Origin of the sequence: Fretibacterium fastidiosum, from assembly GCF_000210715.1 — a bacterium.
GTDB lineage: Bacteria > Synergistota > Synergistia > Synergistales > Aminobacteriaceae > Fretibacterium > Fretibacterium fastidiosum.
In genome coordinates this window covers 606,519-618,512 of the sequence record NC_021038.1, presented here as the reverse complement: position 1 = coordinate 618,512, position 11,994 = coordinate 606,519, and the positions used below count along the sequence as shown (strand labels likewise).

Here is an 11,994-nt window from a genome sequence, read left to right as displayed (position 1 = left end):
TCATCCGGCTCCAACCCCTCCCCGAACGACCCCGGCAGGTCAATCCAGACCTCGAATAGAACGGACGATGGATTCAAAAGCCTGATGCTGACCGATGAGCGTGACCATGGAGACAAACGTTTCGTCGCCCATGACGATCCCGCGGCAGGACAATCCATCCTTGTCCGTGAAGGAAAACCGATACCCGCCCCCCGATGGCTCCGGCTTATCGGCCCCCACCTCCTGGGCAACCCGTTCCGCAAACTCCGAAACGGACACCCCCGGCTCGTCGATCCCCGTCAGCATGACGGCCGCATCCTCATCCGGGGCCGTCATGCTCACGGTAGCGTTTTCCTCGTCCTCCTCGACCTCCCAGCCCTCCGGGACATCGACGGCACAGCGGATCGAGGGAAAACGCCTCTCCGCAGCAGACGCCGTCATCCCCCAAAACGCCCAAATCCCCAACAAAAACGCGAAAACGACAAGAATAAACGATCGCCGCACCCCAAAAACCTCCTCGCAAAACGCCTTCTCGCGCCGTCCTTCTTCAGGTCGGAGCACCATAACCTCATCACAACCCCTCAGTTCCCCCTTCGGGGCAGCCCTCCTTACATAAGCAGACTGCCAGCGAACGCAGTGAGCTGTGCCCCGGAAACGGGGCATACTGTGCAGGTCGCTTAGGATCAGGGGGGCAAAAAAACGGACGCCAACGCCTCCCCTGAAAGGGGGGCCTGAAGCGCGCCTCTCTTTTCGCCCGGCCCGTCCGCCGTCATCGTCCCGTCCCGCGGGGCGCGCCCCCTACGCCTCCTGCCACGTCAGCGCCAGCTCCGCAAAGGTCCCGGCCCCCGTCCAGAGCACGTCCTCGTTGACGGTGAACTTCGGGTGGTGGTGGGGGAAGTCCAGTCCGCCGCCGAGGGTTGAGGGGTGCGAGAAGAACACGCCCGGAACCCTCTCCATGTAGAAGGCCATGTCCTCGCTCACCATGGCCGGCTCGTCGATGGGGCGCACGTGTTCCGGCCCCACGACCGCGCCCGCGGCGCGGACGAGCTTTTCCGTCATGTCGGGGTCGCAGACCACGGGGGGCGGCCCATAGGTGAAGGCGACCCTGGCGCTGCCGCGCATGGCCGCAGCGACGCCCTCGGCGATGGTCCGGATGCGGTCCTGCAGCGAGCTGCGCGTCTCCTTTGAGAGGGAGCGGATGGTGCCCTTCATCGTGCAGGAGTCGGGGATGACGTTTGGGGCGGACCCCGCCTGGAAGCTCCCCACGGTCAGCACGGCGGGGGCCAGGGGCGGCGTCTCCCGGCTGATGACGGTCTGGAGAGTAGCATAGACCTGGCAGGCGATGGAGATGGGGTCCACCGAGCGGTCCGGCTGGGCCCCGTGGCCGCCCTTCCCGCTCACATCGATGGTGAAGGTGTCCGCCGCGGCCATGACGGCTCCCGGCCTGAAGCCGATCTCTCCCGCATCGGCGCCGTTCCACAGGCTGCCCGTGTGCAGTCCGGCGATGGCGTCCACGCCCTCGAGGACGCCGTCCTGGATCATGGCCATGGCCCCCATCCCGATCTCCTCCGCCGGCTGGAAGATCAGCTTCACGGCGCCCTGAAGGTCCTCCCGATGCCGCCCCAGCAGGACGGCCGCCCCCAGCAGCATGGCCGTGTGCGCGTCGTGCCCACAGGCGTGCATCCGCCCGGGGTGCGCGGACGCGAAGGGCAGCCCCGTCTCCTCGGAGACGGGCAGGGCGTCCATATCCGCGCGCAGCGCCAGCGTGCGCCCGGGTCGGGCGCCCCGAATCACCGCGGTGACGCCGCTCCTCCCGACCCCCGTCCGGACCTCCACGGCGCCCGCCTCGTTCAGCCGCTCGGCAACGAAGGCCGCCGTGCCCCCGGTGTCGAACCCAACCTCCGGATGAAGGTGGATGTGGCGACGCCAGCCCACCATCTCCCCGTTCAGCTCCCGCGCCTCATCCCGCACGCTCACGCCCTTCATCGCATACCCTCCGCCTTTCGCACGATTTCAAATGGATTCCATTCTATATCATCCGGAGCAGATTGCCTCCCGCGTTCTATTGTATCTTGCGCGAATATGTTATAAAATTGTACATCCTGCAAAGGTGGCATGGCTCGTTTCGTAACGTTTTACGAAAGCGCCGGTCGCGTTCGGCTGCAGGCTCTGCAAAAGGGGGTGGAAATCATGAGCGACTGTATTTTCTGCAAGATCGCAGGCGGCGAGATACCGACGGACTTCGTCTATCGGGACGAGGACGTCGTGGTCTTTCGTGATGTTGCACCCCAGGCTCCAACGCATCTCCTGGTGATCCCAAGGTGTCACGTAGCATCTTCGGCCGAGGTGAAGGATTCGGCCGTCTGGGGCGCCCTGATGGGCGCCGCTGTGAAGGTCGCGCTCTCGCTTGGCCTTGAGAAGGATGGCTATCGCATGGTCATCAACACGGGAGAAGGAAGCGGTCAGACGGTACCTCACCTTCACATTCATCTGCTGTCGGGACGCAATTTCGGCTGGCCTCCGGGCTAGTCGGAGAAGAGGAAGGGGGGATCTGTTCATGACGACTGTCACCCGCAAAGAAGGAGAGAACATTGAGGATACGCTGAGGCGCTTCAAAAAGGAAGTGGCCAAGGTGGGGACGCTGCGCGAGGCCCGCAAGCGCGAGCACTACGAGAAGCCCAGCGACGCCAAGAAACTCAAGCGCGCTGAGGCGGCGCGGAAGCGCAAGAGCATGAGGCGCAGGAACGCAGGTTAGTTCGCGTGTCGATGGGGGCTGAGGCCCCCATTTTTCTTTTCGCGAAAGGAGGGTGATCGCGATGAAGCTGACGGATCGGATCGCGGCCGACCTGATGGCCGCCATGAAGGCGAGGGAGGAGAGGCGCCTCTCCTCCCTGCGGATGCTGAAGACGGAGCTGCAGAAGCTCGCGGCCGACAAGGGGCGCGGCGCGGAGATCGCGGACGAGGACGTGCACACGGTGATCCGACGCCTGATCAAGCAGCGCAAAGAGGCCGCGGAGCAGTACGCTGCCGGCGGGGCGCGGGACCGGGCGGAGGCGGAGCTGGCGGAGGCGGCGGTCCTGGAGCCCTACCTCCCGGCCCAGCTGGAGGACGCAGCCCTGGACGAGATGGTGCGTCAGGCCGCCCAGGACACGGGGGCCTCCGGGCCCCGCGACATGGGCAGGCTCATGAAGGCCGTGCTGGCCCTGGCGGCGGGCCGCGCCGACGGCGCGCGCGTCAAGGACCGCGTCACGGCATACCTGAACCGTTAAGGGGGCCGCAGTCAGCCCCCACCCGTTTCGTCAGGAGGCGCCCCAGGGCGCCTCCTTCATTTTGTAGCTTCTCGCTATTTTAAGGGATAGCCCTATCTGTAGTTTCCCTGCGATGAGGTAAATCATTGAGATGAGGTTCTCCCTGCTCCTGCAGCCCCTGGCCCTCGCCTTACAGGCTTGGATCAAACTGTTGATTCCCTCAAGAATGCCGTTGTTGATACGGGACTCAAACCACTGAAGGACTCCATCCCAATGATGCTTGATCGTGCGCGCTGCTCCAACCATCGCATTTAGACGACTGTGCGTAGCCCAGAAATACCATCGCTTCAGTAACAGCTCCCCTTCTTCTCAAAGGCGAAATCTCCTGAAAATATCCTGGAAACCCAGCTTCATCTGACAGGCACGCGCGGTCTTCCGATTATGCTTCCTCAGACTCAGTTCCCCCAGCCAGGCCTTTTGCTTCTCCGTCAGGGTTTGAGGGTTCTTCAGCCAAAGATAACGGGTGTGCGCCAGGCTCGGGTCCTCCTTGCGCTCCTCGCGACGGACGCTGTCTACTGCATCGTTCACCACCTTCACGACATGAAATTTGTCGAACGTCAGCTTCGCACCCGGGAAGTGTTCTCGCGCCCCTTTGATGAAGGCTTGCGACATGTCACAACACATCCGCTCGATGTTTTCGCCTCGGCCGCCGTGTTTCTCGAGAAATGTCTTGAATCGCCCCAAAGTGCTCGAGTCCTTACCCTCTGTGGCGAAGATGACCTTTGACGTATCCAGGTCCACGAAGACCGACACGTAATCGTGCCCTCGCTTGCTCGCGGTCTCGTCGAATCCGACATTGCGGACCCCTGACAGATCCCTCCGCTCGAGGGCCTGTTCCGTGTAATGCCTGATCACGCGCCAGAGGCGTGTGTCGTGCATGTTCAGCTCCTTCGCCAGGGTCTTGATGGGCATGGCAGGAGCCAGGGAGAGGACCAACGCCTCGAAAAGCAAAGTAAACCCGCTGCCCTCGCGCGCCCAGGGGACGGGGACCAGGCAGACGCCACAGGAGTCGCAGTGGACCCTTGGGACTTTGGCCATTTTTGAGTGAACACACCCTAGTACAGCAGGTTTTCCACTTCGTCAATGATGGTGATGTCCACCGCCGTGGCGTCTTCAACACGAAACGTCATCATCACGTGTCTACTCTTCTGTTGTGGATGTCCTTCAAGTACAGAAAATTATCAAACATCGCCGCCTGCAAGTTTGAAATTTCCTCACGATGCGTTCAATAACTTCCCGGTTTGTGCTGCTGAGCAACATTCGCCGTGAGCAAGGAGATTACGACAGGTGCGCAACAAAGCAATGCGGGACCTTATCTCAGGGGCGGGTATCTCCAGCATATGATTAATGATCATGTGATTGAGCTGCCCCAACTCAATGTCACATAGATCATCAATGGCTTCGTTACTACCGTTGCCATATCCTCGTTGCTCAGGATGTTTTGCAAGCGCCGCCGCTATTTCAGCATGCCATTGCCGGACGATCTCTACGCGCTCAAGCTCAATAACAGGGAAAAGTACTTGAACCTGCGCACTCCAAAGACGCTTCTTAAGTGTAAGATTATTTCTGTTACGAAGGAGAGCAAAGGCGTGCTGTGCTCCTTCGCCGCGGCGTACAAAATCAGGCTCCTTTGCGATACGGCTTAATACATCCAGAGGTTCTTCGTTCATAAAATTTGTTTCAAGAATCATCCGTTCAGCAACTTCCGCATCCGTCTCGCACAGGTTTGATACCATCGCAGCGATATAACTTTTCCACTGGGCAGTAAGTTCTTTCTGTTCATCAAGCAGAAAGCTGCAGAAAAGCAGCAAATTATAACTGTCCACGTATTCGCTGAAGTTGATTTTTGGTATTGAACTGTGAGCTGGAAGCCTCATATTATCCTGAACTTCAAGGATGAATAACCCATCCACAACAGCTCCTGTGGCATAATCACTGCAGAAGTTCACCCAGTCTTTCACCTGCTCCGCATTATTGAATCCCTTCAACCACAGGATTGTGTTTTTCAACACGCTGTTTCTCTTGATGTATTCCTGCATACTCATGCCAGAACCGACACGATACTCATTTTTTACAGATTCGGAGGCGTAGTTTCGAAGGATGAACTGGCCTGGCGCTATATCCTGAAGGTACTCATCCTTCACATCAATAGGCCTGATCAGTATATCCATCATGCTACTTCTCCGTTTAAACTCCGCATCGATAGCGCTGCGCATGGTGTGGCGCCATGGGAGATCACCAGGTACCAACAAGAGAACCGCAAATTTTGTTGATAAAAGCTCTGATGTTTTTGTCACGACGGAGTGTGGCCCGGTAATATTATTCCACCAAAATTCCTCAAAGTCTGTCATGATTGAACCGCCTCTTCAGGATTATTGGCTTTGTCGATATCATCAAGCAGACTGCTGTCATCATGGCTGATAATATTAAGGAAGGAACGCCGCCGCAGACGATAGATTCCGCTTTCTGGACGCCCCAAGATACCCATCTCAACCATCTCATCAAGAAGATTGATGGTAGTCTCCGATGAGAGCTGTTCAAGACAGTAAATTTGATACTCCTTTGCACAATCTGAAATTTGTTTCTGCGTAAAGCCATGTTGATCTCCAACAAGATACTCCTCCTGAGTATAGTAGAGCAAGGCAATGCATCGAGCCAGCATAAAATAACGCTGGTCGAGATTCAGGGAGAGGTGGAATCTAGAACGAATGCTGTCGTTCAAACTTTCGTCGGCCATAACATTTCCAAGCTGCATATCGTTCAGTACAAATGGCGGATTGTTTGTTGCATGATAATATTGGGCGTATTTACTCGTGAGCGTCTGCACTAGAGTATAGCCAAAGAACTGAAGAATACCAGGGTAATAATTTGTGTTTATCAAAATCGTTTGAAGGTGAGCATCCCCAACCTGGAACCCCAAATAGTGCAGTGGGCGTGAGATAAGATCCATCGCATCAACAGGTGAAAGCGGCTGAATGCACAGAGGTGTCCCCAGCTGTCCAAACACGTTATTGGAGGATAACGTATTCTTAGCCCTGCAGACGTTATGAAGGCCTGCAAGTACAAATTTAAAGTTATTCTGCGTCTCGCGCTTCAGATTCACCAGCGGAAGAAGCGGGTTGTAATCGACCGAACCGATGCTCTCGAGAAAGTTATCCGTTTCGTCCAGAAGAAGCAGGAATGAAGCAATTTTCTCCTGCCTGAATAAGCTGCTGATCTGTCGGCACATGTCTTCCAAAGATGCACAAGGTGTAATGGGAAGGTTTGTTTTTTCAACGATATCCTTTATGACATGCTCCACAACCTGCTCTTCCTTATGGAATTCCTTGATTGTACTGAGTACAGCGAAGGCTCCGTTCTCAGGGGCGAATCGCAAATTCTCCGCACGCTGAAGTAATGCTGTTTTTCCTAACTGGCGACCGCCGTATACAATGGAAGCCCCATTAGGATCTGTAATATCATGAATTTCCTTTCTGCGCCCAAAGAACATTTCGTCGGAAACAGCACCAACGCCGCTTACAAAGGGTTGATAGATAGTATAAGGGAGTGTGCACTTTAAAAGTATCGACAAACGCTCCGTAGGAAGATGCAGGGCCAGGTGCAGGGCCAGAACTCGATCGATGAGAAGAAATGGTTTCTGACCGGATGTTTGAGTATGAAATATTTCGGCCACTTGTCTACGTGTCCCCCGATCAAGATAGTAATCTACAAGGACAACTGCAATTCCGTTGGGGTTAAGGTTAAGCGCGGTAACAGTCTTTACAATTCCGTCAGCCATGTGATTTCCGTACAAAATCACGACGGAGAGCGGCGAGGCCATCTTGGTACCAAAGGCCGCTATGGGATGGTCATAATCAGAGGCATTACGAGGGCTTTTCTGAACAAACACCTTAAATTGATCAGGCGCTTTTTGATCACAATCGATCTTTTCAGCTTTAATCACGTTAAAGCCGAGACAGAAAAAAAGCGTCTTAATCTGGTCAGTGGTTGTCTTGCCACGCCGGGAGGGCCAGGCCTCAACAAGTTTTTCGCTGCTCGTTTTCAGGCGACTTGACCAATCCTTGGGTCTGGCTTTATCCAAATCTTTAGAGAAATCCCCAAGTTTTCTGGAACTGTTTCTGCTGCACAGGTCATAAAGCGGATCAAAGGATTCGTCGGACAGAAAATCCCTAAAGCTGTCCCCGGAAGTCATGACAGTCTGAAGTTCTTTCGTCAACTCATATTCGCCATAATCGAAGCGGTTGATGTATTCTTCCGCAACGGCAAAGTTATCCTCATCAAGCAACTTCTCCGCTTTGTCCAGTGTTGAGAACGTTTTTTGTTTTTCGTCGAGATTTGCCCTACGAATCTTAATATCATTTTTCAATTGTTTTTTTCGCTCTGCAGTCAAATCAGTAACTTTTTGCTCAAGAGCGTTCAGGAACTGTCGCCAACAACCAAAATTTCGCCCATCAAAAAAATCCGGCTTATAACGCATCTGGATATTCGTCAGGTTTTCCTTATCATCCTCACGAATACGGCCATAAGTGTAAGCCAGTTCGAGCTGCCCCTTAAAACTGTCCAGACGTTTCTCAGCAGAATTTTGAACAGCAGTAATATCATCGTGAACCTGAATTTCCTTACCCTCAGCCCTGTCTATCAGTTCCAGCTGATTCAGGTTATCAAATGTTGTCGTCTCATCTGGCGCAGAATTATCAAATATCCCCTGCCGTGCTTCATTCAAACTTCGTGCAGGTGAAGCGATATGACGAAGCACATTGCGCCATGGCTCATAGTATGGAATAGCACATTGTTCGGTCGTCAATATGGGATTACCTTCGTTATCAAGTGGTATGAATCTTGTAGTCAAAAGATCCATGAAGAGCGGCTTCACATGATGCCCCGAAAGGCGATCGTGAATGACTTTCAGCATTTTCAAGACAAAGACGTTGCCCGGTGCAGCTTTCAACTCTTCACTCTTCATGAAGATTGCATTAACATCGTTGAGGGTTTTAGCCCGCAAACTACGCAGGTGATTGCAGCGATTATCATCGACCTCTTCAATGTTACCCCATTCCATCATAAGTGTCAGGCGTTCCAAAAATGCGTCAAAGACCTTACGTCGGGCGTCAAAAGCCAATTTCATTTTAGGTTTATTCTTACGGCTCCGTGCAATATCCCACTCCCGATCAAGCTTCATATTGATCAGGTCTTCCGATATTACTGTCTCTGAAGAATCACAGTACTCGGAAAGCACAGCTTGAACAAGTTCCTTATCCTCAACCTTGTTCTGCGCAATAATGCCCATGCAATTTGCCAGATCACTATTATTGCCAAAGCAATTTTGCACAAAATTTGGAAGCCCGGTTATCCTTATCTTGAGAGAAGGGGCATTCATGAGTATAGAAGCCTTCTGCTGGAACTTCTCTAAGAACTTTTTTCGCTCTGCTTTATCTCCAAGAAAACTAAGTACAGTGTCTGTAAATCCTCCAGGGAGAGTTGCAGCAACGGCACAAAACTCGCTGAATAGAGGCTTAATCGTAGCGTAAGAAGGATAAATCGTATCATAATCGCTCAATATCCGCTTTGCCCGGGCCCGTAGTGTATAATCATGTGCCTGCCATGGAAAAATAAGCGCATGGAGCCATGCAGCAAGCTGCATTCCCTCTATCGCCGATTTACCAGGAGCAGTATCATTCTCAAAAGCATTGGAAAGTACTGTACCAGTATAGTGTAAATTGTCAAAAGGAACTCCAGATGCCAGGATGAGCTGCTCATAGAGTTGCTTACTCTTTGAGTAACCCTTTTCCAGGGATGCGGCTTTAGCAAGAAGAACGGCACGAACGAGAGCTCGGTCTTCGATGCTCTCCGTGCTGTTCCAAGGCCCAATCTCTTCTATCTGCAACTGGATAAGCTTTTCAAACTGTTCATCAGATGGTTTGATGTTAATATTCAAAATCTGTCGACATACGTCAGCTACAGTCTTTGTGTGATCTTCTACAAGTGCATCATCAAGTTTCTTTGCCCCTGTTGATGGATGCAAGACATCATTAAAGTCATTTTCACTTATATTATGAGGCTCTGTTGGAGAAAGCAGACTGACTGCTCCCTGCGTTGAAGCCCTTTGAACTGCTGCTGACACAGGTTCCCCCTGCTCCACCGTGCTTTCAGGATTCACGCTGGTTCGATTCACATCTCCAGAATTCGCATCGGAAAATTGCGTCATGCTTTCATCAGTTGTCACGGCCTCTGAAGTCTTCGCGCCGCAGGCTCGGAGGCCGTTGCGATTGAGAATAAGGCATGTACGTCCCATGGCAAGTTTTTCTTCCCTCTCACCGATGTCTTCATCTGAAAGAACCAGGACATCCCTTTCGACAACTGCATTCGCCTTTTCAAAGGAATCCATAAGGCAGCAACGATGATCCACATCTCCCCATGGCACGGTAAGACTAAAGCAGGTATCTTTCCAGACGATGGAAGGCATGACTTTATCTCTAAACTGCCTGTCGTTCATCGTTGATTTCAGGGCATAAAGTGCCTTCAGCAATGTTTCATTATTGCTGAATATTCTTTGGGCAAGCGATTTTTCTATCCTCTCTTCCCCGGTCAAAACATACTTTCCAATGGAAACAGGCCATTTACGATTACGTATCGTCTCTTTAGACATGCAGCTAAGAGCCCCATGGGTCAGGCAGTAAATATCTTGAGCTGGCGTACCAAATTCATAGACGGCAAAACACCCTTTCTCCGTTAACCAGTCTAGGGCTTGAGGAATATTATTGTGATTTGGTGTAAATTTACCGCCATAGCCATAGAAGGCACACATCTTTCGAACCTGTCTTGCAGTCAAAAGGGCAAAATTTGTAAACAGCGGGAGTATGAAGACATTAATACCTCTTCGTGCTCCATCCTTTATAATATCGCCTTCAAAAGTTTTCGTCGTATAATTCCATTTTTTTAATGGATTTTTTGCATATAGTACATCATCAACATGCTCAGAGGGTTCTGTTGTCTCAATTTTTTTTGAAGCCCCACCTTCGACAAGAAACGTCTTATTTTCTGTAATATAATACCTGCCACGGTTAATATTAAAGACAACAGCAGGTGGATAAAATTTCATCAAATCTTCCAAAAGCGTAATACCTTCTGGAGAGTCTAACTGCTTCTCACTCATATCAACAGCACGAATAAAGGAACGGTATTTTTCAGCAGACTCGATAACTCGTGTCCATGCATCAATATCTGCCGAACTCTCAACTTTTCTAAATATATTGACAGCATCATCCTGAATGGGTTTTAGAACTGCAACGCTATCTTCATTCTGCGATGTAATCGCTGTAAAACGATTGATCAGGCCGCCTACTTCCTCAAGTTTTGTCTTGAGTTGCTGTCTTTGACTCTTCTGTATGGCCTCCAGATATTCCTTGACAGGACAACCTGCTTCAGGGAGTTCTGTCGTATCAAGTATTGATGACGCAACAGAACGAACGTTCTGATACTTTGCGTGTAAATTTTTCAAAACAGATCCCAACTCTGAAATTTCGTCTAGAGTTGGAGGTTGGCCATTGGTAACGCCTTTGAGAAGATTCGAAAGCAAATTTTGAGCATTCTCTGCTTCTTGAGTGAAGTTACCGATCAGCTTCTCAATATCGTAATTGGCGATGTCCATAATCTCACATCCTTTCACAACTAATTACGTAAAATAAGAGTCTTATCGCATTTCCAAAAAAGAACGAGAATAAAAGTTGGCTATATGCAAATTGATATGCCATATCCTTTCATTCTACGTCATTAAGTTTATCATTTTTTCGCCTAAAATCAAGGCGTTATACTCCTCTCTGGTTTGTAATGAGGCCTAAGGAGGGGGAAAGCGATGTATCCTATTAGGGCGTGTCATCAAATAAGCCATACTACAATAGCAGCTAGATGAACAGTGCCCAGGAAATTAACAGCTCTCTTGTCGTAACGTGTTGCTATTGCTCGATATTGTTTCAAGCGTGCAAAAAAGTTCTCAATCAAATGACGGGCTCCGTAAAAGTCTTTATCCTACTCATCAAAATACGAATACGCGGTTCTTTTACATTGCTCTTAGACGGGATAATAGCTTTCTTCTCAGACTTCTCCAGGAGGCCAATAACCCGTTCTTGAGCATCGTAACCCTTGTTCGCAAGTTACCGTTTCTACTCCCCTACTTCGGGCCGAAGCTGAGCCGCTTCTGCAAGATCACGAGCCTGGCCAGGCGTCAGTAAAAAGCTTGTGGGGTCTCCCAGTGCATCAACTGTCGCATGAATTTTGGTACTGAGACCTCACGGCTGCGACCAATGGCTTCCTCATCCGGGCTGCTTTTTTTGCCCCCGCGCTATGCTGATGAACGCGGACAAACGAGAAAATATACTGTGTCTTCGTGCTCAGGGATGTGGAATCCGCAAGATTGCCGGTACCCTGGGCCGAAGTCCATCGACGATCGGCAGGGAGCTCTGGCTCTGACCACTTATAGGGTGACATTATCACTGATCAACGACAGCCCGTCGTTGTATAGGCAAGCCAACTTTGACCTTGCATCCGTCGGGTGCGGCAGAAAACGCATAAACCGGTCTCCGTCACACGTTAAAAATTTTGCCTGTGGGTTTGGCAGTGTATCCGGACGCCGTTCTATGGGAGCAGGAGCCTGGCGATTTGGCGCGGTTCTTCATTCAGAGGAGCCTGAAAAATGTGCCTCTTCACTTTG

9 protein-coding genes and 1 pseudogene are annotated in these 11,994 nt (G+C 51.6%); 4 read left to right on the top strand and 6 right to left on the bottom strand.

Annotated elements, in window-relative coordinates; translation table 11 throughout:
- Positions 1-39: 39 nt before the first annotated feature.
- Positions 40-483 (bottom strand): hypothetical protein, encoded by a 444-nt coding sequence (locus SY1_RS02700; protein WP_208872635.1) that lies wholly within the window; start codon positions 481-483, stop codon positions 40-42.
- A gap of 294 nt (positions 484-777) precedes the next feature.
- Positions 778-1,965, bottom strand: coding sequence for a M20 metallopeptidase family protein (locus tag SY1_RS02695; protein ID WP_015556101.1), 1,188 nt, complete (start codon positions 1,963-1,965; stop codon positions 778-780).
- A gap of 204 nt (positions 1,966-2,169) precedes the next feature.
- Between SY1_RS02695 and SY1_RS02690 the strand changes: the two genes are divergently transcribed.
- The 3 genes from SY1_RS02690 to SY1_RS02680 all read left to right on the top strand — a co-directional run bounded on the left by SY1_RS02690 (position 2,170) and on the right by SY1_RS02680 (position 3,248).
- Positions 2,170-2,508 carry a histidine triad nucleotide-binding protein gene (locus SY1_RS02690; protein ID WP_015556100.1) on the top strand — a complete coding sequence of 113 codons (339 nt, stop codon included), beginning with the start codon at positions 2,170-2,172 and terminating at the stop codon, positions 2,506-2,508.
- A 28-nt stretch (positions 2,509-2,536) separates the two neighbouring features.
- Positions 2,537-2,734, top strand: a complete 198-nt coding sequence (gene rpsU / locus SY1_RS02685) for a 30S ribosomal protein S21 (RefSeq protein ID WP_015556099.1) — start codon at positions 2,537-2,539, stop codon at positions 2,732-2,734.
- Between the two features lie 61 nt (positions 2,735-2,795).
- On the top strand, positions 2,796-3,248 hold the full coding sequence (locus SY1_RS02680; protein WP_015556098.1) for a GatB/YqeY domain-containing protein: 453 nt from the start codon (positions 2,796-2,798) through the stop codon (positions 3,246-3,248).
- A gap of 30 nt (positions 3,249-3,278) precedes the next feature.
- Here the strand turns inward: SY1_RS02680 and SY1_RS02670 are convergent.
- The 4 genes and pseudogenes from SY1_RS02670 to SY1_RS02655 all read right to left on the bottom strand — a co-directional run bounded on the left by SY1_RS02670 (position 3,279) and on the right by SY1_RS02655 (position 11,285).
- A pseudogene (locus SY1_RS02670) lies at positions 3,279-4,325 on the bottom strand (ISL3 family transposase).
- Between the two features lie 176 nt (positions 4,326-4,501).
- Positions 4,502-5,638, bottom strand: a complete 1,137-nt coding sequence (locus SY1_RS02665; RefSeq protein ID WP_015556093.1) for a hypothetical protein — start codon at positions 5,636-5,638, stop codon at positions 4,502-4,504.
- Positions 5,635-10,935, bottom strand: a complete 5,301-nt coding sequence (locus SY1_RS02660) for an ATP-binding protein (RefSeq protein WP_208872634.1) — start codon at positions 10,933-10,935, stop codon at positions 5,635-5,637. The genes SY1_RS02665 and SY1_RS02660 overlap by 4 nt, the downstream gene beginning before the upstream one ends.
- A 227-nt stretch (positions 10,936-11,162) precedes the next feature.
- Positions 11,163-11,285: a transposase gene (locus SY1_RS02655; protein WP_208872633.1), complete on the bottom strand. Its 123-nt coding sequence runs from the start codon at positions 11,283-11,285 to the stop codon at positions 11,163-11,165.
- 342 nt (positions 11,286-11,627) lie between these two features.
- On the opposite strand from SY1_RS02655, the gene SY1_RS12720 reads away from it, so the two are divergent.
- Positions 11,628-11,753: a helix-turn-helix domain-containing protein gene (locus SY1_RS12720; RefSeq protein ID WP_208872632.1), complete on the top strand. Its 126-nt coding sequence runs from the start codon at positions 11,628-11,630 to the stop codon at positions 11,751-11,753.
- The last annotated feature ends 241 nt before the right edge of the window (positions 11,754-11,994 follow it).

What these genes read in the sequence shown, in the direction of transcription:
- SY1_RS02680 (WP_015556098.1), top strand. Translation starts at nt 2,796, where the DNA reads ATGAAGCTGACGGATCGGATCGCGGCCGACCTGATGGCCGCCATGAAG.
- SY1_RS02665 (WP_015556093.1), bottom strand. Translation starts at nt 5,638, where the DNA reads ATGACAGACTTTGAGGAATTTTGGTGGAATAATATTACCGGGCCACAC.
- SY1_RS02660 (WP_208872634.1), bottom strand. Translation starts at nt 10,935, where the DNA reads ATGGACATCGCCAATTACGATATTGAGAAGCTGATCGGTAACTTCACT.
- SY1_RS02690 (WP_015556100.1), top strand. Translation starts at nt 2,170, where the DNA reads ATGAGCGACTGTATTTTCTGCAAGATCGCAGGCGGCGAGATACCGACG.
- SY1_RS12720 (WP_208872632.1), top strand. Translation starts at nt 11,628, where the DNA reads ATGCTGATGAACGCGGACAAACGAGAAAATATACTGTGTCTTCGTGCT.
- rpsU (WP_015556099.1), top strand. Translation starts at nt 2,537, where the DNA reads ATGACGACTGTCACCCGCAAAGAAGGAGAGAACATTGAGGATACGCTG.
- SY1_RS02695 (WP_015556101.1), bottom strand. Translation starts at nt 1,965, where the DNA reads ATGAAGGGCGTGAGCGTGCGGGATGAGGCGCGGGAGCTGAACGGGGAG.